We start from the raw sequence: 24,486 nt of genomic DNA, 5'->3' as shown, positions 1-24,486 counted from the left end.
GAAACCAACCCCATGACCGCTGTATCGCACCGTCTCAGGAAGTCCTCACGAACCAAGAAGATCATGGCTGCCGTCACCGGACTTGTCGGCCTCACATGTGCCGCCCTGGTGACCACCAACGCGGCAGGCGCCGGTGAGACACCCTCCCAGCACTGCACGAAAAATGTCTCGAACGACGAGCAGAAATGCTTCGCCACGTACGAGCGGGCGAAGCAGTACGCCGCCCAGGAGATCAAGGACGGGGCGGACAGCGCCCAGACGCGGGTGGAGAAGTCGAGCGACGTGGTGATAGGGACCCTCTTCACCGGAAAGCGCTACGGCGGTGACACGCTCACCCTGTGGGGAAGTCGACCGTGCCACCGCAACGGGAAGGCCGACTTCTACTTCAACCTCCCCGAGAAGTTCCAGAACAACCTCTCCTCGTTCCAGGGCTGGGCCGAATGCGACATCGTCCTCCATGCCGAGCCCTACCTCGCCGGTGAGAGCTCCGAACGCTTCAAGGGCCTCACCCCGAAGGTGAGTGAGCAGTGGAACGACCGTGCTCAGTCAGTCGAGTTCAGATGACAAGTGGGCCGCCCTCCAGCCGCCCGGCAGAGCCCCCTTCGCACGACTTCCCGCGACAGGAGATCCGAACGATGATGCGTGATCGTGTCCGCTGGTCCGCCGGCCTGGCGTTGGTGACCGCTCTGGGGTGTCTGGCCGGTGTCCCGTCGGCCCAGGCCGAGGACGAACCACGGCCCACTGACGCCACCTTGCTGAAGAAGTGCGACAACGGCACCAAGTCCTGCACCTTCCACCCGAGCGGACCGGCGACCGACTACCGGGGCGACGATCGCCAGGTGGGCGACTTCGCCTACAACTGCACCTCGTTGCCGCAGCGTTCGGGCATCACATGGTCCGACACCACCGAACAGTCCAACTCCCTGGGGCTCTCCATGACGGTGGGCACGGGCTGGTCGGGCGTCTTCATGGTGAGCGTCACCACGTCGTACGAGCGGACGTGGAAGAAGGCACACACCGAGAGCGCCACCACCTTCGTCGATGTCCGCCCGGGCAAGGTCGGCTGGGTGGAACGCGCGCCGCGCATGCAGAAGGTCAAGGGCACGTACGAACTCATCTTCAAGGACGAATTCCACGGACGCCGCTACTGGTACGTCCCGTTCACGGCGAAAGCCCCGGTGGGGACGAGCGTCAAATCGCAGCACACCCGGCCGATGACGAAAAAGGAAAAGGCGACCCTGTGCTCATGAGGCGCCGACCCCCTCACCAGAGGAGATCCGAACGATGATGCGTGATCGTGTCCGCTGTCCCGCGGGCCTGGCGTTGGTGACCGCTCTGGGGTGTCTGACCGGTGTCCCGTCGGCCCAGGCCGAGGACGAACCACGGCCCAGTGACGCCACCTTGCTGGCGAAGTGCGACAACGGCACCAAGTCCTGCACGTTCCACCCGAGCGGCCCGCCCGAGGAGTTCACGGGGAAGCGGCGACGGGTCGGGGACCTTGTCCACAACTGCACGGAAGACCCACAGACCTCCAGCATGTCCTGGGAGGACAAGACCGGCGAGTCGAACTCCATGGGCGTGTCCCTCAAGGAGGAATTCGAGCGCAAATTCCCCTTCGGCCCGGTCTTCAAGGTGGCCTTCGAGCAATCCTTCAAGAAGACATGGGCCAGTGAGCACAGCGAGACACAGACGACGTTTCTGAATGTCCCGCCCGACGAGGTCGGCTGGGTGGTCCGTTCGCCCAGGCTGCAGAAGGTCAAGGGTATGTACGAGCTCATCTTCGAGGACAAGTTCCACGGCCGCCGCTACTGGTACGTCCCGTTCACCGCGACAGGACCCGTCCCCGACAACCCCAGCTCCAAGACGCAGCGCACCAGGGCGATGACGGCGGACGAACGAAGCAAGGTCTGCGAATAGGCACATCACTCCCTCCACCACGCCCCTCCTCGGCCCGGGCAGAGAATGCGTCGCTCACGAGCGCCCCTTCTCTGCCCGGGCCGAGGTCTCACATCGGCTGGGACTGCATCAGGTCGCGGAGTTGCCGCCTGCCGTGAATGCCGTTCTTCGCGTAGATGTTTCCCAGGTGGTATTCGACCGTCTTGACGCTGAGGTACAGCCGCGCGGCGATCTCCGGGTTCGTCCAGCCTCGGGCCACCAGCCCGGCGACGTCTCGTTCGCGGTCCGACAGCGTGTCCCACAGACTTGCGCCGGCTGTGAACTGTGCCGAAGCATCGGCGCCGGCCAGCAGCGTGCGGCACCTCCGCCGAGAGGGCTCCGCTCCGAGACGGGTGAACGCCTCCTCCGCGCTGCTCAGGTGCCGGCGAGCCTGGTCGAGGTTGCCGTTCTCCATCATCACGGTGCCCAGATCCTCCTGAACGAAGGCCCTGTGCAGCGCCGGATCACCGCCGGCCGGGGGCACGGCGAGTCCGTTCTCGTAGGCACGCGCAGCGGCCGCCGGGTCGCCGTCGGCAGCTGCGATGGCGCCCTTCAGCCACTGGACCACCACCGGCAGCAGCGCACCGTGGGATTCTGCCGCCTCCATTCCGTGCAGGATCGACCGGGCGCGGTCGGTGTCGCCGGTACGCGCACAGGCCACCCCGAGAAACGGCATGTGCCGGATCGCGTACAGCCGTGACCGGCTGACGTTGACGGGCTTGTCCACGGCGGTGCCGATCAGCGCAACCACCTGCTCGTAGTCACCCGCCGCGAACGCCACCACCGCCTCGAACGAGGCCAGATGGAAATCCGGGCCCGGAAAGTCCGCCGTGGCTTCCATCGCCACTGCTTCCCTGAGAGAGGCCTGGGCCTCGTCGGGACGGCCGCCGAAGGCGTCCAGGACGGCGTTGAGGCATTTGAGGACGAAGAAGTCGGCCGGGTGACCGGCGGTGTGCGTGATGTCCAGCCCGATCGAGAGGTTGCACCTGGCCGCGTGCCACTCTCCGAGAAAGAACTGGAAGAGGATGGCATGGCTCAGCGCCGCGATGCTGCTGATCCGCCACACCCCCATGTCCCGGCGGCGGGCCGCCGTGGTCAGATCAGCCACACCGCCGGTCAGGTTGCCCGCGAGACCGCGGAACATTCCGCGGTAGATGAGGGCATCAGTGCCGGCCGTCGGCACAAGGTCGGGATCGGCCGGCAGATGGTCGACGTGCCGCAGACCCAGGGCAGGGCCGCCGAGCAGCGCGTGTCCGTACGCGAGATTGGCCTGGGCCATGCCTCGCACTGTTTCGTCGGAAGCATGCCGCAGGGCGAACTCGGAGGTGCTCACCGACTGCTGCCCCTGCCCCAGGGAGCCTTCCCCGAGGCCCAGTCCGGCTGCGGCGCAGGCAGCTTGGTCCAGCTCTCCACGTGCGGCGAAGGCGTCAAGCGCGCGGCGGAGATACGCGCACGCAGCGCCGTCCTTGCCCTTCGCGAGGCTGAGCAGGCCCAGCGCTTCGTCCCGCTGAGGCCCCGCGGAGGAGTTGAGGATCGTGTCCTCATGGCGCAGCGAGGTCCGGTGCTGGCCACCGGTGACCTGCAACCGGATGGCTGAAACCAGCGCATCCTGCCGCCTCTCGCCGTCCGGCTCGATCTCGGACGACACAAGGAGGTACTCGGCGGCGAGTGCCGCATGTCCGGCCTGTGCCTCGCGCCATGCCGCGCCGCGCAACTCTTCCGCCAGGAGAGGGTCGTAGGTCTCCGCCGCTGCCACCTGATGGCGCCAGCTGACCGGTGGCTCCAGCACCTCGGCGACCCGGAGATGCATCCGCTTCCGTTCCGGCTGGGGGATGGCCGTGTACAGCGCGTCTCGCTGGCCGACATGCACGAGCCGGAGGGCGGCCGGCACACCGTCCGGTGCCCAGACCGCGGCGTGCTGGTCCACCAGGGCTTCGGCGTCGGCGCCGACCGAGTCGGAGTCCAGCAGCCGGCCGAGGAGCGGGATGGTGGCCGGGGCGTCGAGGACGGCGAGCATATTGAGGATGGCCAGGCCGGCCGGGGGGAACGAACGGGACCACGCGCCGACGGCTTCACTGAGAGAGGAAGGCACCCGGATCGTGCTCGGATCGTCGGGCAGGCTCCCCGCGAAGGCTCCCAGCGCCGCTTCCAGGAACAGCGGATTGCCGTCGCTCCACCTGGCCAGACTGCGCAGTTTGGTCTCGGAGTGCGGCCGGGCGGTCCGGTCCTCGATGAAGTCCCGGGTCTCGGGGAGCGTGAATCCGCGGAGCACGATGTGGTCCGGTTCGGGGACCAGGTTCGCCAGGCCCATGTCCCGTACCGTCCGAGCGGGGTGCTGGGTGGAGATGACTGTCAGGATCCGCTCGGCGCCCTGGCGGAGCAGGGCGAATCCGAGCGCCTGCAAGGACTCGAGATCGAACTTGTGGGCGTCGTCCAGCCAGAGGAGCACCGGGGCGGCCTCCTGCAACGCGTCGAGCAGGTCGATGACTGCTCCGCCCACGCTGAGCACGGAGGATGCCGGGCCTGTGACTTCACGTGCGAGCCCCGTCGGGTTCAGAGCGATGCCGTCGTCGAGGAGACCGGTGACCGTGTAGAAGGGCAATTCCATCTTCGGCGGGATGTCCCACGCTCTGAGAACGGTGAACTCCTTGGCGACGGCGTCCGCAAAATGGCCGACAAGAGTCGTCTTGCCCACCCCCGCCGGTCCCGAGGCTATGACGACCCGGGGAGTTTCCCGAGCAGCGGCCCGGGCGCCCTTCCGCAAAATTCTCAATTCATCGGCGCGCCCGATGAACCGATGACCGTGAGACTTGTTCATACACACCCCCCGATACTGATGCTCGACGGGCTCAGCAGCAAGTTTCATCTTACCGATTCCGGACGGTCATCCGCGGACACGGCCGATACCCGGTGGGCCGATACCGGTGAGCGAAGAGGGCTTCCGGGGCCGGCGGTCAGCATACGGTCGGTGCGGAGAGGCGGACATGGAGGCGTAGTTCCGCTTCACGGTGGAATGCAGCCACGGATGCATGGATGTGACGGACAGCAGCGATCCCGACGAAGCGGACAGCGGCAATTCCCGTAAGGACCGAGGACGCGGGGGAGTGGTCCTGGCTGGGAAATGCTCATTGAATTGATCATCTCTCGCGGTGGCTCGGTCCATAGGACGTCCCTGACCTGGCCCCTAACGTAAACGCGGGAAAGGATCCGAAATAGTGGATCTTGAGGATTGCTGTTGTGCGTGCCAGGGTCGGATATCGATGAGAACCCCTGCACGGCCGCTGATGACGCGCGCGCCGAACACCGATCCTGCCAGGGGCCCAGCAACAGATGCCTTGGCCACACCTTGCATGGGAACGATGCCCCTTGTCTTACCGGCTTGCTCCGCGGCGCCTTACCCCCACTTCACAATCTGCCCCCGGAGGCGAACCCCTGGAACGTGAACCCGGTCATGGCCTCGGGGAGGGGGCACCCGCCGTGCTTTACGCGGAGCTCTGTACCGTCGACCGACCGTCTGCCGAGCTCCTGGCCGAACAGGCCGTCGACGCCTCGCGGAACAGTAACAGCCCCTACCCGGCGACCTGGGAACGGGGCATGCCCGGCGTTCTGCGCACTCTGTGGCACGTGCTGTACACCGCTCGGGAGTGGTCGGCGTCCCCGGGATCGCGGGCGCTGCTCAACCCCGAGCTGCTGGCTTCACTGGGGGATGAAGCGACACTGTGCGAAGAGGATCAGGTGCCGTTGCGCGTCCTGCGCGAGATGGAGCCGGACGACGGGGAACTGCTCTGGTGGGGTCTCGTCGAGCGACTCGCAGCCCCTGAGCTCGCCCTAAACCTTGGCCGCTCAGTCTTTTCAGTGAACGGCGAGGTGGAACGGGTCTCCGCGGAATTCCGGGACCGGAGCTGGCTCATGTACCGGCTGAGCATGCAGGACCCCTGCCGCTCGTACTTCGGGTTGCTGGACGCCGCGGCCGGACAACGCGCGCGGGCGAGTTCCCCGAGCCTGGCCGGGCACCTTGAGAACTGCCAACGATGTACGGAGGCGTATGCGTGCCTCAGCGCGGAGGGCGAGAGTCTCGCGTCCTTGCTCGCAGAAGCAGCCGTGCCGTGGGGCGGCTCCGCCTACCTGCGGCGGCGCCGGGCTCAACCGCACCCCAGCGCCGGCACGCGCAACCCCGGCGTCGGCACGCGCACGGCGGAGGAACCGCGTCACCCGAGACACGTGCCACGCGCCAGGCTGGGCGTCGTCTTCGGGGTTCTGCTGGTGATGGTGAGCGCGTTCGCCCTCACCAGTGCTCTGTCCAGCGACGACTCGGGCCGGGAGAGGGCTGGTGGCCATGGCGGAATGCCGACTGAGCCTCCCGCGCAAACATCGTCGGTTCCGGATACAGGCAGGGCCACGCCGAGCAAAGGCCAGGGCTCGAGTGAATCGTCGCGCGCTCCGGGACGACAATCCTCGTCCCTCCACCCGTCCCAGAGCCGATCCGAGAAGGACGAGGCACCGGCCGATGAACGCTCTGACCCTCCGGGGTGCACCGCGCGGCTCGGAGTCGTCAACACCTGGAAGGACGGCATGCAGGCTGACCTGGAAATCTCGGCCGGTTCGGCGCTCGGGCAGGGCTGGGAGGTGAGCTTTCAGGTTGCCCCAGGCACCCGCCTCGAGCAGACGTGGCACGGAAAGTCGACGGCCCAGGGGCGTCGCGTCTCGATCACGGCCGACTCGTACAACCAGGTTGTCAAAGCCGGCGCCAAACTCACGGTCGGCATGGTGATACGGGGCTATCCGGAAGGCCCATGGCTCAGCGGTCTACGCGTCAACGGAAGTGCCTGCTCGCTCGGGTCATCGTGAGCACGCCGGGAGACGCCGGGGAATGGCGCACGGTGACAAATCCGTCACACCTGGCAATGGTGTGCGGTAGGAGAAACATAGGGATTTTCCCTGAAGGCAGAACAACTGAGCAGTGCCAGGGTGGAGACAAGGGATGGCTCGCGAGGGCCGACCAGCTACCCAACCGCTGCGATCAACAGTAAATGGCGAGTGATCATGCCGCATCTGACGGTGCACGGCCCCCAGGCCGTGTCTCCCCGCACCGAGGACTTGGCCAACCGGGTCCAGGCCGCCCGATTCGCTCGTCGCGCCTTGTCGGAATATCTCGGTGAGTACGGATTTCTGCGAGGCCCTGACGGAGAAACCAGCGAGCAGGCCGAGGCGGCACTCCTGGCGGTCTCCGAACTCGTGACCAACGCCTGCCGGCACACTGCGGGTCCCCAGAGCATGAGCATGGCTCTGTGCGACGGGCTCCTCCACCTCGAAGTGAGTGACAGCAGCAGGGTGGTCCCGCGCATCGTGCCTCCGGAGGAGCGGGGCGCTTCGGGCGGGTTCGGCCTCAACCTCGTCGCCGAACTGGTCGACAGTTGGGCAGTGGTGACGAACAGCCAGGGGAAGAAGATTCAGGCGCAGCTCACAATCTCGCGGTAGGTCGTCGCGGCGGAGCAACGCCCCACCCGGAAACGGGACTTTTACCTCCCTGGACTAGGGCGTTCCCCTAGTCCCATTGCGTCCCCGCCCTAGCAGAGTGGACGCAGCCAAGCGCACCGGGTGCCGCAGCTCGGCCCCGCCGTCCCCTCCCCCCACTGGATGAAACCGCCAGTCGGTACACCCATTCGGACAATTCATGACATCAGGCAACATGCATTCGCCATCGATCCAACCTGACCGGTTCTCCGGAAGCCGTTCCCCGCGGCTGTCCGCCCGGAAATTAGCCGGAGCATATGGTGAATGAGAACAAGCGGAACGAACGCATGGGCGTCATCATGGCGCTGCTCACCCGGTACGGAGAGATCGAGGTCAACACCCTGCCGGGACTGCTCAAAGTCTCGGGCGCCTCGGTCCGTCGGGACCTGGCCACCATGGAGGAAAAGGGGCTCCTGCGTCGTTCGTACGGGAAAATCTCCGCGATACGAAGAAGCGCCGAGATGCCGGTGAGTCTCCGATACTCCCGGAATGCGGAGGCCAAACAGCGCATCGGCGCCCTGGCCTCGTCCCTCATTCCGCACCGTCCGCTGACGCTGGCGTTGAGTGGGGGCAGCACCGTGCGATTCGTAGCCCAGCATCTGGCGGGACGGAGCGATCTCACGGTGGTGACGAACGGCCTCGACACCGCGGATGCCCTGCTGGCCCGGCAGTTGGTGCACGTGGTGGTCACCGGTGGGCAGGCCAGACCACTCTCGAACGATCTCGTCGGCCGGGCCGCGGAACGGTCGCTGCGCTCCTATCAGTTCGACTTCGCCATCGTCGGTGTCGACGGCATCAGCCCGAAAAAGGGGCTTACCCGTTACAGCGCGCGAGGGGCCGATGTCGACCGGGTGATGCTGGAGCAGGCGGATCACGCGATCGTAGTGGCCGACAGCTCCAAATTGGGCAGGGTGCATCGCGCCAAGGTCGCCGGCATCACGGCTGTGCACAACGTCGTGACCGACTCTCGCGCCAATGCCGACGTGGTGGCGAAGTTCCGGGAGAGCGGTATAACGACCACCTTGGTCGTGGTCCCTCCGCTTCAAGCGGAGGGCCGGCCGCGAACCGGGTGAGGTGAGGTGGAGGGCTCGTTGGTGCCGAGCACCGCTTGGAGCAGCAGAATGCTCGGCACTCATGAGCAATGCGGTGGCGTTCCCGTGTCGCCTCGGATCGCTACTCCGCCTTTATTTGCACCGGGAGTTGAGGAACCCTCGGGTGTGACCGCCTTGGTCAGGGGCTATGAAGGCGACATGAGGAAGAAGAGTGCGCTGATCTCTGTAAAGGATGTCTCGACAGCCAGGGTTGATGGCGTTCCCGCGTCTCGATTTTTCCTCTAGATTCGCCGACATGTATCGCGCATCGTTCGAAACATGGCTCCACATTGCAAGCGAACTTCCACCCGGGGGCAGGGGACAGTGGCTTCGTCGGCTTCGCCCTGCGATACACCTCGGATGCGAGGGAAGGGGGCCGCAAGCAGGTCAGTCGGACGGCCTTCCGATGCTTCCCTACAGCATGCCCTGGCCTGAAGGGGAGAACGGGCCGCTGCACTTTCTGATGTCGATCAACTGCGCCGCGATTCCCACCGAAGCCCTGGACATTCCCTTCCCTCGCGCGGGCCGGCTGTTGTTCTTCTCAAGCGATACGAGCAGCGAAAACCGGGTGATCCATGTGCCCAAAGGAGTGTCGTGCGTGGAACGCCAGGCGCCGGGAGGACTCGGTACCCGCACGGCGATCCCGCTGTTCGCCACCTGCGTTCTGTCGGCTCCTCCGCTGAGCGACCGGCATCAGCAGAGATTGGCCGACGTCGCCCGAACTGATGCTTTCGAGGCGCTGGTCGGGCAGCTGACCGTCAGTAATTCGGGGTATCAGATCGGTGGCTATCCGCCGATGTTGCGGAACGCTCCGGATATGGAGGTGGTGAGCGGTCATCTGTGTACGGAGGAAGACGATGCCCGAGTAGCCCAGCAGTTGAGGACGTGGGCCTTACTGGCCACCTATGACATGGCGCATATCCGTGAAGGCCCCCTTATGTCCTGGCTGATCCGCCGCTCGGACATTGCCGCGTATCGATTCGACCGAGCCGTCCTCGCCTTTGCGCGTGGCAGTTGAACCGGCGTGGCTGTGAAGGGGGGTTGGGCGACAATGCGCACCCCGGGTGAACATTGTGGTGACCCGGTCGACCGGTCTGAAGCATGCCAACTGGCCGTTCGCCCTGCGGATTTGGGCCGTGTCCGTGGTGCGCTCGGCCAGCCGGGCCGTGTCGCCCGGTGTTCGGCGGTGCGGGGAAGTCCCGCAAATCTCCACTACTGTCTCGCCCCACGAACTGAGGAGGCATTGCGCTGCGCGATGCGCGCTTGGTTCAGTCCGGCGAGCTTTGACATCGCTCGTTTGTCAATGACATCAGCACCAGGGGAATACTCGTGAAGTTTCTTGTCGGTCGAACCGCGATAGCTGCCTGCGCAGGTTCACTACTCCTGCTCGCCTCCGCGTGCGGTGATGCGGATTCCAAGGGATCGGCAAAGTCCAACCGTGCCAAGAAGGCACAGACTTCAGCCGAGCCCAAGAAGACCCAGTCTTCAACCGAAGCTGCGCCGCCCTCCACTGCCGAGCTCAAGAAGCTGATTCTCCAGCCCGGGGAAAGAGGCTTCGAGGTCAAGGGGGACAAGGACGACGACGCACGGAAGATGGCTTCGGCCTACGGGCGCGACACCAGTGGAGCGATTACCACCGACAAGCCGGCGTGCAAGCCCCTCGCCCGTGCGATGGCCGCACTTCCCCAAGGGCGTCCGAGCGCAGTGACGGCAACGAGCGGAATAGGAGGTGTCCCAGAGAAGAAAAAGAAGGTCCGGGATCTGGAGCAAGGCATGGAGGAGTCAGCGAAGCAGCTCGGCAACCTGAGAATCCATATTCTCTCGCTTACGTCCTATAAACGAGGCGAAGGGCAGCGGGCCATCGACGCTCTGAAGGTCTCTGCGCTGAAGTGCTCCGGTGGTTTCAAGATGGACGTGCCTGACCCATCGAAACTGGGAAAGGAGAACGACAACCAGGACGTCCAAGAGGGCAAGTCCGGCCCGGCTCCCGTCACCTCTGTCACGAAGCTGCCCGGCAAGTGGGGCGATGACGGTGTCGCCTACACCCTTAAGGTGGCGCAGAATGGAGCCACGATGCCCTTCCATGTAGCCGCCGTTCGGAAGGGCCCTGTCGTCATCTCACTCGCCTCCCTCAGCATGGACATGACGGGTACTGGCAAGAGCACACTGCCCACCAAGACTCTTGAGGCGCAGTTGGCCAAGCTGCGGAACTGAGGCGCCCTGTCACCCTGACGCCGGAGTCCCGGCGGAGCCTTTCTCATCGAGCGGGACGCGTATTGCTGACCGGACGCGTCTGCTTGACCGCCGGGACTCCGCGTCGGGCCTCCGGTGCCCTCAGTCTCACCAGTCGTCCAGAAGCCATCTGTTCTGGCGTCCTCACTCGGTAAACGTAACGGCTCATCTGCCCCTCGCCTTTGTGCGGGGCAGTTGAACCGGCGTGGTTGTGAAGGGGGGTTGGGCGACAGTGCGCACCCCGGGTGAACATTGTGGTGACCCGGTCGACCGGTCTGAAGCATGCTAACTGGCCGTTCGCCCAGCGGATTTGGGTGGTGTCCGTGGTGCGCTCGGTCAGCCGGGCCGTGTCGCCCGGTGTTCGGCGGTGCGGGGAAGTCCCGAAAACCTCCACTACTGTCTCGCCACACGAACTGAGGAGGGCATTCCGCAACGCTGTGCGTTGTGCGCGATGCGCGCTTGGTTCAGTCCGGCGAGCTTGGACCCGCTCGTTTGTCCATGCCATCAGCACCAGGGGAATACTCGTGAAGTTTCTTGCCCGTCGAACCGCGATAGCTGCTTGCGCAGGTTCACTACTCCTGCTCGCCTCCGCGTGCGGTGATGCGGATTCCAAGGGGTCGGCGAAGTCCAACCGTGCCAAGAAGGCACAGACTTCAGCCGAGCCCAAGAAGGCACAGTCTTCAACCGAAGCTGCGCCGCCCTCCGCTGCCGAGCTCAAGAAGCTGATTCTCCAGCCCGGGGAAAGAGGCTTCGAGGTCAAGGCGGACGACGACGACACGCGGAAGCTGGGTTCGGGCTACGGGCGCGACACCAGTGGAGCGATTACCACCGACAAGCCGGCGTGCAAGCCCCTCGCCCGTACGATTGCCGCACTTCCCCAAGGGCGTCCGAGCGCCGCGACGGGAACGGGGGGAGTGGCAGGTGCCCCGGAGAAGAAGGTTCGGGATCTGGAGGGAGGCTTGAAGGAGGCAGAGAAGCAGCTCGCCAACCTGAGAATGGACATTCTCTCGCTTGCGTCCTACGGGCGAGGCGAAGCGCAGCGGACCATCGACGCCCTGAAGGTCTCTGCGCTGAAGTGCTCCAGAGGTTTCCTGCTGGACGTGCAAGACCGATCGAAGCTGGGAGTGGGGAACGACAACCAGGACGTCCCAGAGGGCAACTCCGACGCGGCTCCCGTCACCTCTGTCAGGAAGCTGCCCGGAAATTGGGGCGACGACAGTGTCGCCTACACCCTTGAGCTGGTGCAGAGTGGAGCCACGGTGCGCTTCCATGTGGCCGTCGTTCGGAAGGGCCCTGTCGTCATCTCGCTTGCCTCCACCAGCGGAGCCACCATGACGATTACCGACAAGAGCACACTGCCCACCAAGACTCTTGAGGCGCAGTTGGCCAAGCTGCGGAACTGAGACACCCTGTCACCCTGACGCCGGGCCCCGGCGCAGCCGTCCTCAATCGGTAGACGTAACGGCTGATCTGCCCCACGAGGGACCCCCTTTCGGGCCGGGCACCGGGGGATCCGTATCCGGCGAGTTGTGGCCGGAGGCGTGAACTGCACGCCTCCGGCCATCCTCTGTCTGCTGACCGGCAAGCCCATCCGCCGCGGCGTCCACGCCCATCCCCGGACGGAGGAACCGCAGCACGCAGCCGCTGGGTGAAGCGCCGACGACGCGGTGGGGTGGTTGAAGCCGGCTGCCGTGGCTTCGACCTCCCGGGGCACCGGCTACGGCGGGGCCGACGCCGAGCCGACTGCCGGCGTCGATGGTCGGTCGGAGCGGGGCCGGCCGCTCCGGACCGGGCGGTGTCGATCCAGAAGCGGTGTCGATTTCAGAACCGAGGGCCTTTCAGGCTCCGTGCGGTGAGTTCGATGAGCGTTGTTCTTCTTGCAGGGGAGCCTCCCAGGTGGCGGTGATGTCGCGGGCGACATCACGTAGCAGGTCGATGAGCATGTCCGCGAGTGGTGTGAGGCCGGCGTCGGTTTTGGTCAGGGCGTAGAGCTGGCGGTAGGGCCTGGGGTGGGCCAGTTCGCGATGGGTGGTGCCGGGCGCGTGGGTCAGGGCCAGGCGTGAGACCAGGGCCACTGCGATGCCTGTGCCGACGAGGGCCTGGGCCACGTCGTAGGACTCGGTCTCGAACCGCACGGTGGGCGTGAAGCCGGCCTCGCGGGCGGCGTCGTGGAACTGTTCGCGGGCGGCATGGCCGGCCAGGATGGAAACCCACGATTCGTCGCGCAGTTGCTCCAGGCGGAGTTCGGTGTGCGCGGGCTGCCCGGTGGCCAGTGGATGGTCATCGGGGAGAACCACGACCATCGGATCCAGCAGGAGCGGGTGGGCCCGTACGTGTGGGGGCGGCGCGAGCGGCGTGCCCCAGGACGCGACGATGGCCACGTCCAGGCGCCCCGCGCTGATCTCGTCCGCTCCGCGTCCGGACACCACGTCCACGACCGAGACGTCGGCGTCCGGATGGCGGTGTCGCAGAGCCGTCAGGGCCGGTGGCAGCAGATGCAGGGCAGCCGCCTGGAACGTCCCGATCCGCAGACGGAGCGAGAGGTGGCCGAGCAGTGCGGCCAGTTCCGCCTCGGCCCTGTGCGATGCCTCCTCCACAGTTCGACCGTGGGAGGCGAGCAGCGCACCGGCCGCGGTGAGCGTTGCTCCGCGAGGACCACGGATGACCAGGGGCACCTGCCAGTCGCGCTCGGCCTTGGCCACCTGCTGGGTGACCGCCGCGGGCGTGAGTTGGAGAGCGTGAGCCGCCGCCGTCAGGGAGCCGTGCCGCTCGATCAACGCGAGAAGCCGCAGCTGTCCCGGATCCACCAGCATTCACTCACCCTAACGCTGCACCGATCTCCTTTAACTTCTCTTACGAGTCCGGGAGAGGAAGCCTGGTGGCGCACCCATCGGCCGCAACCCCCGGAAGGGGTTCTACTCCCATGCCCACGCATGTGCCCGCCTTCATCGCCACCACCTTGCTGCTGGCGATGCTGCCAGGCGCGAGTCAAGCCCTGATGATCCGGCAGGTTCTGGAAGGCGGCCAACGTACGCTCCAAGGCACGCTCGCGGGCAATGCCAGCGGCTTCCTGCTGTGGTCCACGGCCGCCGCGGCCGGGCTGTCCGCGGTCCTGCTGGCCAGCCCCACCGCGTATGCGGCGCTCCGGATCGCAGGCGGCATCGTGCTGATGGTCCTCGGGGTGAAGACGCTACGGACCGCGCTCACCACCACCATCTCCACCCGCCTGCCCCGCGAGGGCGGGCACAGCACTGGCTTTGCGGGCGGATATCTCACCGGCCTGATCACCAACCTCGGCAACCCCAAGGCGGGCGTGTTCGCCGTCTCGGTGCTGCCCCAGTTCGTGACCTCGAAAGGCCCGGTGTTCCTGTCAACCGTCGCCCTGGGAGCCCTGTGGGCGCTCGTCAGCGCTTCCTGGTACATGTTGTTCACCTGGGCCGTCAGCCGAGGGCGCGCCCTGGTGTCGCAGCCGACCGTCCTGCGGGGAATCAGCGTGACCACCGGCGTTGTCCTGCTGGGGCTGGGCGCCACGGTGGCCGCAGGTGTCTGAGGGCCGGGCCGGTACTTCTTCCAGCGCCCGACCGCGCGGGCCATCTGCCGTCCTTGTGTACCGGCAGCTATGAGGTTGCCCTGTCCGACCCGTGGCGATGAAACACACCAAGACCGTCGCCCCGGCTTCACCCCCACCCAGGCCCAGATCCCACGCGGGAGCGAGGAAGTCGATGACGTACGCCATGACACCGGACGGAGCCCGCATTGCCTACCAGCTCCAGGGCCAGGGGGCGCCGCTGGTGCTGCTGGCGGGCCAGGCCAACAACCACCACTGGTGGGATGCGGTTCGCGCCGACTTCCATCCCGCTCGCAGCACCCTCACGCTCGACTACCGCGGCACCGGCGACAGCGACAAGCCCGACACCCCCTACAGCACCGAACTGTTCGCCCAGGACGTCATCGCCGTCCTCGACGAACTCGGCATCGACCGGGCCGACGTCTATGGCACGTCCATGGGCGGACGAGTGGCCCAGCAGATCGCGGCCCGCCACCCCCACCGGGTGGGCGCCCTGGTCCTCGGCTGCACCGCACCCGGCGGCCCGCACAGCGTCGAACGGGGCAACGACGTCCGCCAAGCCCTGACGCAACCTCAGCCTGAAGCCGCGCGACAGGCCCTGCTGGAGCTGATGTACACCCCCCAATGGCTCGCCTCCCATCCCGGCCCGCACCACACCCTCGGCGACCCTCGCATGCCTGTCCACGCCCGTCGCCACCACCTCGCAGCCAGCAACCAGCACAACGCCTGGGACCTCCTGCCGGACATCAGCGCCCCCACCCTGGTCGTCCACGGAAGCGACGACCTGCTCAACCCCACCGCCAACGCACCCCTGCTCGCCGACCGCATCCCCAACGCCCGACTCCATCTGATTCCCGAAGCCCGGCACGCCTACTTCGAGGAGTTCCGCACCCACGCCGGCCCCCTCGTCCTGGACTTCCTCACCACCACGCCCGGCGACTACCGCCGGACGTTCCGCGCCCAGCCGGGATAGAGCCGACTCGCCTGCGGAGCTGAGCCGGCACGAGCAGGAGCTGCTGGAAGAGGTGGAGGGCGAGCAGGAGGGGGAGTAACCCCCCGCCGTTTGGCTGTGACGGGGCTGTCGGCCGGGTCGTCGGCCGACAGCCCCGCGTGTCTCCGCTGCCCTTGGTCCCTGGTTCCCGGTGAAAGTGCCCTTGGTTCCCGGTGGAAAGGCCCCGCTGCTCGTGCACGTACCCGCTTCGTCTTCCCTGCCCTCGTCCGCCGCCCGCGTCCCAACTGGGCGAGCGCGGCGTCCCGTTGGCAAGGGCCCGGGACCACGGCGTGGCCGCGGCCGAGGATCTCGGCCTGAGTTTCGAGGTCGAGGGTGACGGCGACGGCCGGTGCGTGGCGGTGCACGCTGTTCCGTGGCGGCCGGCCGATGCCTCAGGGCACCGGCTCGGGCAAAGGGCCGGAGGCTGCCGCCAAGGCCGGAGCCCTCTTCGAGGCCCTGGAACACCACTTCTCCAGCGGCTTGCCGGGAGCGGGACTCGGTTCGGCTGCGCTCCAGCCACGTCGTCGCGGCCCCGGACGCCACTCGGGACGCCGCGCTGCGCCTTCTGGCCGACGGCCTGGACGAGCCCCTGGCGTGCCTGCTCTACCGGCCCCTGCGCGGGGAGGCCGAGCGGCTGGTGCCCGTCTTCCTGTCCTTCCCCGACTATCCCTGGGCGAGTACGCCGCCACCCGCGCCGCCTGGGGCGACATCTACGGCTACCGGCACGTCGGCCGCTACGCCACCAACAACGGCTGGGCCGCGGGCACAACACGTACAGAAGCAGCAGTCCACGCGCTGAACGAGATCATCGAGCGGGATGCGATGTCCCTGCTGCTGATTTCCCAGTTCCTGCGCCCGGACGGCGCCCCTGCCGGTCATCGACCCGGCCACGCTGCCCGCCGAGCCAGCCGCCCTGCACGCGGAGGCCCAGGCACATACCGGCCGGTCGGTGTGGCTGCTGGAGATGACCACGGACCTGGCCGTACCCGGCCTATGTCCCCGCCCAGCCCGGTACCCCGGCTCGGATCCGCGGCTGCGGCGCCTCGCTCTCCGCCCGGTACGCGGCGGAACGCGCACTGTCCGAACTGGTCCAGATCTACGCGATCTCCACCGACGCCCCCGAGCTGGTCGTCCCGCGCCCGGACCACACACGCGCCCACCCGCGGCTGCACCGCTGCCACCTGGCCGACTTCTCCAACCGGGAAGACGACCTGGCCCGGCGCCCGTTCACCGACACCTCAGCCCCACGACCCCCGAGGGGCACCTGTCGGCCCTCCTGGACCGGCTCGCCTCCCGCGGCTTCACCACCTGGGCCCGCGACCACCACCTCTGCGAACACCTGGCCGTCGTCAACGTCCAAAGTCCCCCGGCATGAAACTGTTCATGCTCGTCACCGACGGCACCCTCGTCCTCCCCGGCCCCGCTGCATGAAATCCCGCCGAACGGCACCTACTTCGCCAGCCGCACGCGGTGCCCGCCCGGTTCGGCCGTGACCCCGTAGCGTTCCGGCCCGGGCCGGCCCGCACGCTCCCATTCCGCGTGGGCCTTCTCCAGCTCCTCCCACAGGGACCGCTCGCCCCACTCCCACACCGCCCCCGTGCCGTCGGCGTGCGCGGCTGACCCCCAGCCGTCCTCGACCCACGCCTGGTAGCTGCCATCCCGCTGCTCACCGGACAGATGCACGCCCGGCATCCGCATATGAACGTGCACCTGGAAGCCGAGGTCGGCCACGCATCGGGTGTCCAGCTCGGTCGGAGACTTCCAACTCGGCCCGGTGGGGCGGGTGACGGCGCCGCCGAACGTGCGTGAGGGCATGAAGTCGGCGCCGGCCACGAACCGGCCCTGCGCGGTGCCGTCCCCGTCGGCGGTGAGCGGGGCGAGACCCGCTCCCCAGATCGGGGCGACGATCACCGCGCCTGGTGCGCTCTGTACCAGGAGCGCGGCGGGGACGGTACGCACCGAGCAGGTGAGGACGATGCGCTGGTACGGGGCGGCGTTCGGCCAGCCGCGCTCACCGTCCGCGCACACGACCCGGGTCGTCTGGCCGGCCTGGCGCAGCGCCTGCTCGGCGGAGCGCGCGAGGACGGGGTCGACCTCGAGGGTGGTGACGCGGTCGGGGCCGGAACGGTGGGCGAGCAAGGCGGCGTTCCAGCCGGTACCGGTGCCGATCTCCAGTACCGCGTCGCCGGGCTGCGGGTCGAGGTGGTGAAGCATCACCGCGACTATCGACGGCTTCGAGCTGGATGAGGTGGGCGTCCCGTCAGGGGCGCGCTGGGTGATGACGGGCTCGTCGCGGTACACCAGGTTCCACCAGGAGTCCGGGTCCGTCTCCCTGTCCACGGGGGTGCGTTCGCCGTGGCGCCACACCTGGGCGGGGATGAACCGGTGGCGCGGCATGGCCTCCAGAGCCGGGCGCCACACGCTGGAGAGGTGCCCGGCGTGCTGGAGGCGGTCCAGGAGTGCGCGGTTGTGTTGTGCGCCGGTCATCAGTCGTTGTCGTCGTCGTTGTCGTCGGGCCGGTTGGGCCCGGAGCCGTCCGGGCTGGGATCCGGCGGTTCGTATGGCCGATCCGAGGGCTCGCCCCTGTGCCGGTCCACAGCCACTCTCCCTCCGCCGACTATCCAGGTTGAGGTTGACGAAGGGGCGACGGCACCGCAAGAGCGCACGGATGCGCGGGACGCTGCGGCGGCTGGGGCCGCTGGCCGCTGATGCCGCGTTGATTCGGTCCATAGGCGGGGGAGGAGGGCGTACTCGGCAGCCCGCTGAGGGCCGGCGGCGGCCGAGCCTGCGCGCGTGCTGCGTGTTCAACCAGCCAGTGTGTAGGTTCGCCCCTCGACGCCCCATTCACCCGCGTCGGGCGCCAGACCGGCATCCATGGCGCGGAGGGTTGGCCGTCCGATGTGGGCGTAGACCAGCTGCCGCACTCGGTGGCGTACGGCCTGCTCGGCGACTTGGCGGACGTCCGCGTGACCGCCGACGCCGCCGCGGAAACGGATGGGCCGTTCCCAGGAGGCGGCCTCGGCGAACATCAGATCCGCGTCCGCGGCCCAGGCGGGGAACTCCCAGAACTCCGGTGCCCACACCGCCACTTGCCCGGCCGCTGCGATGCGGTAGCCGTATGCGGGGTGTGAGGTGTGCACGACGGGAAGACAGGTGATCCGCAGATCGCCCGGCGACAGACTCTCCGCACTCGGCTCGACACCCCGCTCGGCGGCAAGACGCCGTAGCGCCGAGCGCAGCTCTGCCCGTTCATCGGTGACCAGCCAGGCGTCCAGCCGCTCGGGAGGTTCGGCTCCGGGACCGCCGTCGAAAGCGATCCGAAGCGTCCCGTAGCGCAGCAGCAGGCCGGCCGGCGCGAAGCGGGGAGAATTCATCGCCCCCACCCCCAGCAGCGTCAGCCGTAGCCGGGAGGTCATGCTGCGCACCGTCGCGGTACGGATCTCACGCGCTCAGCCGGCCGGCACCGTAGGGCGGCAGCGCACCGCACACAGTGCAGCGCGGCGGGCGCCACTGTGCCCGGATGCGGGCTCATTTCCGCTCTCATCACGTTCGCTCTCATCACGTGGATTCTCGCCCGGAACCGTTCCCCGCAGCTGGAACCGGGCCGCGCAGAGCTGCGGGGAACTGCTCCACTCCGCAGGCGTCCGGCACGGACACCCCCGCACCGGAACGACGGAGGGGCGAACCAGGACCCGCCGCGCCCGGTTGGCAGCGGAGTCATACGGCACCAGATCACAAGCCGCCGTGCTCCACTTGGTCTACACCCAGCTCGGCGCGCACCGGGTCGTCTACAGCACAACCGCTGACAACCTCGCCTCCCTCTCCGTGGCCGCCAGGCTCGGCTACCGGGAACAAGGCAGTGCGACGCCCGGAGAAGGTGGGGATGACTTCAGCTTTGCGCTGACCGCTCGTGAGTGGCGCAACCGGCCCTCCACACCCACGTGCGTGGCCTTGCCGCATGCCTGCCCATGTTCGGGCTCCCCGCTGAGAGAAGCCCCGGGCTTCGACAACAATCCTGAACAGAACTCATCGTCGCCGCCGTTGATGGCGGTGATGAGCGTCATCAACGGCGGAGCGGACCTCCTGGCCGCTGTGCACGTTCCCGTCCAGCCAGGCGAGCTGCTGGAGCAAGTGCGGGAGCACGGACGCTACGGCCTTGACGAAGTCCTCGACGTCCTCGACGAACGCGCTCCCCACCGTCCAGGCTGGGCACCTGCCCCCCCTGCGCGAAGCGACCAACGCCCGAGACCCCAGCGGGGCAACTGAGCATAACCCTGCCGCCTCCCGGTCCTTCACCCAGGCCGTGATGCTCGCCGGCATCGACGCCCCTGAGCCCGACTGAGGCAATCCCCGGCACCACCGCTTCCACGCCGCGGCCCTGCCCGGGCCGGGGCCGCCAAAGGCGCCGCGCTTACCGAAGACCGAAACGAGTCGGCCCGCTCCCGCGCCAATCCGCCATGCGGTGTATCTCCCTGGCGAAGCCTCCGCCGCATGGGGGAGGCGGATCCTGCGCTGGTGTGATCCCTGCTCGCCGCGGATCCAGAACGGTAGTCCCATGGCAATCAGCGAGACGATTCCAACGAGGCAGCGGACGAGGCGCAGTCCGCACATCCGATGAGCTCGACGCCGACCCCCTCCGTCGTCGTTTCCCGGCAGTCAACTGTGTTGAGGACGATGAGGGGCCATCTGTGACGGTATGGCTCATGTCGTTTCCGGCGTTTGTGTGTCTGCTGGCCTTGTTCGCCCTGGTGGAGAGCGCGTGGCGGTGGTTGACGGGGCTGGGCTTGATGCCGTGGTTGCGCAGGCGCGCGGGACGGCCGTTGTCGAGCATTGCCTTCGATGAATTCACGGCGGTCGTGAACGGAAACAAGACAGTGGAACTGGAGCAGCGGCGGGTGGAGCTGCTGCGGCGGGACGACGAGAGCGACGGTGCGCCGCCCCACTCCAGCATTGACCTGACCAAGGGAACAGCGTTCATCGTGTTGCCACAGGAAGCGGACGGAGAAGCCGGGCGCCAGGCCACCACTCACGTACGGCCCGAGCCCGGCTGATTCAGTGGCCCCCTGTGGCACGCTCCGTGCCGGAGGCCGCCCACGGCCCGAGGGTGAACCCCTGGCCCTCCTTTCGGACTTCCACGGCTCCTGCTCCGCCGAAGTGCGCGGGGACGACCAGTTCGCGGGCAGCGGCAGCCCGTTCGAGAATCCGACGGCGGCTGTCCACTGCTTGTGCCGGGTTGAGGCAGAAGCAGCTGTTCCAGCAGGGCTGGAGGATTTGCACCGGGCTGTGCAGCAGGTCGCCGACGAAGACTGCCCGGTCGCCTGCCGACTCGAGCCGGAGCACGGAGGATCCTGGTGTGTGGCCGGGGGCTGACTCCAGGGTGAGGTGTTCGTCGATGCGGTAGGCGCCGTCCCAAAGCACGGCCTGGCCGGCTTGGTGGACCGGCGCGATGCTGTCCTCGTAGATCAGCCGGTCGTCCTCTCGCAAACCGTTTCCGTATGAGTTGTCCGGCCCGTAGTGGAAGTCGTCGGCGGCCGGAATGAGGTACTGCGCGTTGGGGAACGCCGGCACCCAGCCTCCCTCGACGCCGAGGGTGTTCCAGCCGACGTGATCGGCGTGGAGGTGGGTGTTGACGACGACGTCGACGTGCTGCGGGTGAACGCCGGCCTGTGCCAGTAGACCGAGGAAGTCACCCTGCCAGTGGTGGAACAGCGGCGATCCGGGTCGCTCGCGCCCATTGCCGACCGAGGTGTCGACCAGGACGGTTCGCCCATTGCTGCGCAGCACCCAGGTCTGCAGTGCGACCACCGCCCTGTCGCTGCCCGGGTCCCAGTGGTTCGGCGCCAGCCAGTCCTCGTTATCCGTCCACACCTCGGTGCTCGACTCCGGGATGAGGCCGCGGGCCGGCGCGTACGGCGCCTGCCACTCGACGACTCGGATGACCTCGACGTTCCCCAGCACCATGCGCTGGAGGCTCTCGTTGTTCATGTCCTCGACCCTAGGAAGGTTCGCAGGATCCGCTCAATGCTTGTCAGGGTCGCTTGAATACGCATGCGTCTCACATTGCCGCGCTTGGAGATACCCTGATGCGATGGATGTGGTGAGTGACGCGATCGCGGCCGTGCGCATCGGGCAGCCCTCCTCCAACCGGGTGCGGGTGAGCGGCAGCTGGTGTACGCGGCTCGCCCCGTATGCCGGCGCGGGCTTCCATGTCGTACTGAAGGGGGACTGCTGGCTCCTTCCCGACGGCGGCGCTCCGGTCTCGCTCAGGACCGGAGACGCGGTGTTGCTGCCACACGGCACAGGGCATGTGCTCGCCGACTCCCCTGCCGATGCGTCGGCCGTAGAGCACGCGGTGCCGTTCGAGCGCCGGCTGGAGGAGGGGTGGCCGCACCAGCCACAAGCGGCATACGGAGAGGTGGAGATGCTGTGCGGCAAGTACCGGCTCGACCGCAGCCGCGCACATCCGCTCATGACGGAGCTGCCGACGGTCGTCCATCTGCCGAACCGGGTGGGCAGCCACCCCGAACTCCGGGCCGCAATCGACCTTTTGGGCCGTGAACTGGACGCACAGCAGCCCGGGTCGTGCATCGCGGTCCCCAGCCTGCTCGACCTCCTCCTCGTCTATATGATCCGTTCCTGGATGGCCGAGAGCGCGGCCGGTGCATGGCCGGCCGTACTGACCGATCCAGTGACGACCGCCGCTCTGCGCGCACTGCACTCGGACCCGGCCGCCTCGTGGACCAACGACAGCCTGGCCGCCGAGGCCGGTGTCTCCCGCCCAACCCTGGCCCGGCGATTCACCGGTCTGGTAGGCCGCCCTCCAATGGCGTACCTCACCTGGTGGCGCCTGACCCTCGCCGCCACCCTGCTCCGCGACACCGAAGAGCCGCTGTCCGCCATCGCCCGCCGCGTCGGCTACGGCACTCCCTACGCCCTCTCCCACGCCTTCAAGAGGGAATTCGGAGCCACTCCGGGGCGCTACCGCGCAGAGACCGCGGAGCGTTCCAAAGCCTGAGTGTCACGTCCAGCGACGCGGTGTCCGACATCTCAGCAGCAGGAGGCGGCGGTCGGCGAAGATGCGCCGTAGCTCCGGCCGGCGACGAGGCTCCGACCGGTGTGCGGTGATTGCCGACGGTGACGGCCAGCTGGTAGGGGGCCTGCGCCTGGACGAGATCGGAGGTTCGGGCCGGCGGCAGCCCACAGGCGGCGCGCCGGTCACCTGTCGGGCACTCCGGCGCGGTCTGGCCGGCCCCCGGTCCCAGGACGCGTGGAATACGAGGGCCTGTGGTCGGAGCGCTTTCTGTGGATCCGGTGGACCGTCGAGGCGCTGCTGCGCCACGGGTTCGCCCTGTGCGGCTGTGGGTGTGGCACGGGCGCACCTACCGGCCCGGCGATCGGGAGCAGTGGTGGGCCGCATACGTTTACGTCGGCCCCTGTGACCCGGCCATTACCCGGGTGAGCGGCGGCATGATCTCCTCCAGCGTTTCGTGCTGCTTTGTCATCGTCGACGTGCTCGACTCCGTGAAACTGGAGGGCTACACGGTTCTCGCGCTGGGTGCACCGCCACCGGCTGGAACGCCGCGCTGCTCGCCTCCCAGGCCGGGTCACCAGCGTCGAGATGGATGCCGAACTTGCCGTCAGCGCCCGCGAGAACCTGTCCGTGGCGGGTGCGGTGGCGGCCCACGTGTTCGTCGACCGCGCGGCGGGATGGGCCGCGGGCGCCTCGTATGAGCGGGGGTTCTCCATCTACGTCGTCGACCCCATCGCCTGGGCATGGGTGGAGCAGACCCGCCCCGGCGGGCGCGTCGTCCCTCCGGCGGCTCGGGCACGTGGCGCTGACCGCCGCCGAGGACGGCACCTCCGCCCAGGGCTGGGTCCAGGGCCTGGCGATGTTCATGCCCCACAGCATGAGCGTGCCGTCGAGCGGCACTTCCATGCCCTGCGAGATGACGCCAATCTGTTGTGGCTGCTGGTGCGGTGACTGGAGAGGGCTGCTAGGAATGGACTCGCGGCGTCCGGCGCGGTGCACCGGACGCCGAGGGCTGCTCGTCAGGATCGACCGGACAGTCCTGGTCCCCTTGCTGGGGCCGTCTTGTTCTTCACCCCCTGGCAGCGGTGAACGCTGTGCTGCCTCGGGGCCGGAACTAGCCGTAAGACGCTTTGCTGCCCGCAGGCCCCAAGCCACGTTCATGCAACGTGCGGCAGGGTGCGCGGCTACTGCTCCGGTGCTCAGGTGTCAGGCCGTCGCCGAGTGGTCAGGGTTAGGTGCGGGGAGAGGGTGCGGGGCTCCAGTCGTTGGGTGGGACCGGCACATGCCAGTACTCCTCGTTGGTGCCCTGAGGTGTCTCGAGGCTCAACGCGTTCCAGTGGTTGGGGCCTTCGCCGTTCGGAGTGGTCCGCCGAAGGACGGTGCTCATGGCGTCCCGGGGGTGGATGCTGACGGTCCTGTGAGGCGCGCCGCGGGGGGCTGCTCGCAGTGAGAACTGCTGGTTCGTGGCGTTCGGGCTGCATGGCGAGAGTGTGACGACCCAGGGGCCGTAGCGGTCCCAGTCGCCACCGGCCGCCGGCTTGGGGCTGTGGGTCCAGCAGGTGCCCTTTGTGGTGCTCTTGATGCTGTAGTACCTGCCGTAATCCCGTGGGGTGAAGGTCCAGCTCTTGTCGGTGGAGGCGGGCCAGTGTGCATCGGTGAACGCGGCGAGTACCTGTCCGTAGTTGCCGTAGGTGCCGATGTGCCGGTCAGTGCTCGCGTTCCGGATCTCGCCGGTGTCGTCGGCCGTGGCGGCGGTGGCGGACGGCGCAGTGCCCAGGAGGCCGCCCAGCGCAACGCACGTAGTGGCTGCGGCGATGGCCGCACGGCGCCACGACCGCCGTTGTCGTGGGAGGGTGGCGGCGGGCGACGGTTCGTGGTGCCGGGAAGAAGAGCGCATAGAACCTCTTTCGATTCCTTCTCGTTGATTGCTGCAGAACAGACGCACACCTGCCTGCCCATGCCATGCACGACGTAGGCGGGTGATATGACAACAAGAGGGAGTATTTAGCCATTTGATCTTCTGGCTGTCGCTCCTGCCAAACCAGCCCGCACTCGTGCTGGCAGTACTGCCACCCCGGATCTGCACCGCTGCTCCGCCTCAAGCGTGCCTTGGGGGGTGAGCACA

The 24,486-nt window shown here is 67.7% G+C and carries 22 protein-coding genes; 15 read left to right on the top strand and 7 right to left on the bottom strand.

Annotated features, from left to right (window positions below; all coding sequences use genetic code 11):
- Positions 1–12: 12 nt before the first annotated feature.
- The 3 genes from ACQEU8_RS19230 (at position 13) to ACQEU8_RS19220 (ending at position 1,917) form a co-directional block, all read left to right on the top strand.
- On the top strand, positions 13–564 hold the full coding sequence (locus tag ACQEU8_RS19230) for a hypothetical protein (RefSeq protein ID WP_433102672.1): 552 nt from the start codon (positions 13–15) through the stop codon (positions 562–564).
- Between the two features lie 71 nt (positions 565–635).
- Complete coding sequence (locus ACQEU8_RS19225) at positions 636–1,250, top strand: hypothetical protein (RefSeq protein ID WP_433102670.1); 615 nt, start codon at positions 636–638, stop codon at positions 1,248–1,250.
- A gap of 34 nt (positions 1,251–1,284) precedes the next feature.
- Entirely contained in the window at positions 1,285–1,917 is a 633-nt protein-coding gene (locus ACQEU8_RS19220; RefSeq protein ID WP_433102668.1) for a hypothetical protein, read from the top strand.
- Between the two features lie 88 nt (positions 1,918–2,005).
- Here ACQEU8_RS19220 and ACQEU8_RS19215 read toward each other — a convergent pair whose 3' ends face one another.
- Entirely contained in the window at positions 2,006–4,753 is a 2,748-nt protein-coding gene (locus ACQEU8_RS19215) for an AAA family ATPase (protein ID WP_433102666.1), read from the bottom strand.
- Positions 4,754–5,412: 659 nt separating this feature from the next.
- On the opposite strand from ACQEU8_RS19215, the gene ACQEU8_RS19210 reads away from it, so the two are divergent.
- From ACQEU8_RS19210 to ACQEU8_RS19185, 6 genes are all read left to right on the top strand, one after another.
- Complete coding sequence (locus ACQEU8_RS19210; protein WP_433102664.1) at positions 5,413–6,783, top strand: cellulose binding domain-containing protein; 1,371 nt, start codon at positions 5,413–5,415, stop codon at positions 6,781–6,783.
- Between the two features lie 195 nt (positions 6,784–6,978).
- Complete coding sequence (locus tag ACQEU8_RS19205; protein ID WP_433102662.1) at positions 6,979–7,413, top strand: ATP-binding protein; 435 nt, start codon at positions 6,979–6,981, stop codon at positions 7,411–7,413.
- A gap of 323 nt (positions 7,414–7,736) precedes the next feature.
- Positions 7,737–8,522, top strand: a complete 786-nt coding sequence (locus tag ACQEU8_RS19200; protein WP_433102660.1) for a DeoR/GlpR family DNA-binding transcription regulator — start codon at positions 7,737–7,739, stop codon at positions 8,520–8,522.
- 424 nt (positions 8,523–8,946) lie between these two features.
- On the top strand, positions 8,947–9,558 hold the full coding sequence (locus ACQEU8_RS19195) for a DUF1963 domain-containing protein (protein ID WP_433102658.1): 612 nt from the start codon (positions 8,947–8,949) through the stop codon (positions 9,556–9,558).
- Positions 9,559–9,869: 311 nt separating this feature from the next.
- Positions 9,870–10,754: a hypothetical protein gene (locus ACQEU8_RS19190; protein ID WP_433102656.1), complete on the top strand. Its 885-nt coding sequence runs from the start codon at positions 9,870–9,872 to the stop codon at positions 10,752–10,754.
- 542 nt (positions 10,755–11,296) lie between these two features.
- Positions 11,297–12,175: a hypothetical protein gene (locus ACQEU8_RS19185; protein ID WP_433102654.1), complete on the top strand. Its 879-nt coding sequence runs from the start codon at positions 11,297–11,299 to the stop codon at positions 12,173–12,175.
- Between the two features lie 435 nt (positions 12,176–12,610).
- On the opposite strand, the gene ACQEU8_RS19180 is transcribed toward ACQEU8_RS19185, so the two are convergent.
- A complete protein-coding gene (locus ACQEU8_RS19180) occupies positions 12,611–13,585 on the bottom strand; it encodes a LysR family transcriptional regulator (protein WP_433102652.1) in 975 nt (324 codons plus the stop codon).
- 122 nt (positions 13,586–13,707) lie between these two features.
- Between ACQEU8_RS19180 and ACQEU8_RS19175 the strand changes: the two genes are divergently transcribed.
- The 3 genes from ACQEU8_RS19175 (at position 13,708) to ACQEU8_RS19165 (ending at position 16,762) form a co-directional block, all read left to right on the top strand.
- The gene (locus ACQEU8_RS19175; RefSeq protein ID WP_433102650.1) at positions 13,708–14,322 is read left to right on the top strand and encodes a LysE family translocator; all 615 of its coding nucleotides are present in this window, start codon (positions 13,708–13,710) and stop codon (positions 14,320–14,322) included.
- Between the two features lie 172 nt (positions 14,323–14,494).
- Complete coding sequence (locus tag ACQEU8_RS19170) at positions 14,495–15,313, top strand: alpha/beta fold hydrolase (RefSeq protein WP_433102648.1); 819 nt, start codon at positions 14,495–14,497, stop codon at positions 15,311–15,313.
- A gap of 405 nt (positions 15,314–15,718) precedes the next feature.
- On the top strand, positions 15,719–16,762 hold the full coding sequence (locus ACQEU8_RS19165; RefSeq protein ID WP_433102646.1) for a YcaO-like family protein: 1,044 nt from the start codon (positions 15,719–15,721) through the stop codon (positions 16,760–16,762).
- 18 nt (positions 16,763–16,780) lie between these two features.
- On the opposite strand, the gene ACQEU8_RS19160 is transcribed toward ACQEU8_RS19165, so the two are convergent.
- The 3 genes from ACQEU8_RS19160 to ACQEU8_RS19150 all read right to left on the bottom strand — a co-directional run bounded on the left by ACQEU8_RS19160 (position 16,781) and on the right by ACQEU8_RS19150 (position 19,528).
- The gene (locus ACQEU8_RS19160; RefSeq protein WP_433102644.1) at positions 16,781–17,818 is read right to left on the bottom strand and encodes a methyltransferase domain-containing protein; all 1,038 of its coding nucleotides are present in this window, start codon (positions 17,816–17,818) and stop codon (positions 16,781–16,783) included.
- A 317-nt stretch (positions 17,819–18,135) separates the two neighbouring features.
- Positions 18,136–18,747 carry an MBL fold metallo-hydrolase gene (locus ACQEU8_RS19155; protein ID WP_433102642.1) on the bottom strand — a complete coding sequence of 204 codons (612 nt, stop codon included), beginning with the start codon at positions 18,745–18,747 and terminating at the stop codon, positions 18,136–18,138.
- Positions 18,748–19,357: 610 nt separating this feature from the next.
- Positions 19,358–19,528 (bottom strand): hypothetical protein, encoded by a 171-nt coding sequence (locus ACQEU8_RS19150; protein WP_433102640.1) that lies wholly within the window; start codon positions 19,526–19,528, stop codon positions 19,358–19,360.
- A gap of 506 nt (positions 19,529–20,034) precedes the next feature.
- Between ACQEU8_RS19150 and ACQEU8_RS19145 the strand changes: the two genes are divergently transcribed.
- Positions 20,035–20,382: a DUF6191 domain-containing protein gene (locus tag ACQEU8_RS19145; RefSeq protein ID WP_433102638.1), complete on the top strand. Its 348-nt coding sequence runs from the start codon at positions 20,035–20,037 to the stop codon at positions 20,380–20,382.
- 1 nt (position 20,383) lies between these two features.
- On the opposite strand, the gene ACQEU8_RS19140 is transcribed toward ACQEU8_RS19145, so the two are convergent.
- Positions 20,384–21,316: an MBL fold metallo-hydrolase gene (locus ACQEU8_RS19140; RefSeq protein WP_433102636.1), complete on the bottom strand. Its 933-nt coding sequence runs from the start codon at positions 21,314–21,316 to the stop codon at positions 20,384–20,386.
- Positions 21,317–21,419: 103 nt separating this feature from the next.
- Here ACQEU8_RS19140 and ACQEU8_RS19135 point away from each other — a divergent pair, with 103 nt between their 5' ends.
- Entirely contained in the window at positions 21,420–22,346 is a 927-nt protein-coding gene (locus ACQEU8_RS19135; protein WP_433102634.1) for an AraC family transcriptional regulator, read from the top strand.
- Between the two features lie 540 nt (positions 22,347–22,886).
- Positions 22,887–23,312: a hypothetical protein gene (locus ACQEU8_RS19130; RefSeq protein WP_433102632.1), complete on the top strand. Its 426-nt coding sequence runs from the start codon at positions 22,887–22,889 to the stop codon at positions 23,310–23,312.
- A 280-nt stretch (positions 23,313–23,592) separates the two neighbouring features.
- On the opposite strand, the gene ACQEU8_RS19125 is transcribed toward ACQEU8_RS19130, so the two are convergent.
- Positions 23,593–24,258, bottom strand: a complete 666-nt coding sequence (locus ACQEU8_RS19125; protein WP_433102630.1) for a hypothetical protein — start codon at positions 24,256–24,258, stop codon at positions 23,593–23,595.
- Positions 24,259–24,486: the final 228 nt, after the last annotated feature.

Source organism: Streptomyces sp. CA-250714 (assembly GCF_050936705.1).
Lineage (GTDB): Bacteria > Actinomycetota > Actinomycetes > Streptomycetales > Streptomycetaceae > Streptomyces.
Note: the sequence above shows the minus strand (reverse complement) of the source record. Positions and strands in the feature narration are given on the sequence as shown.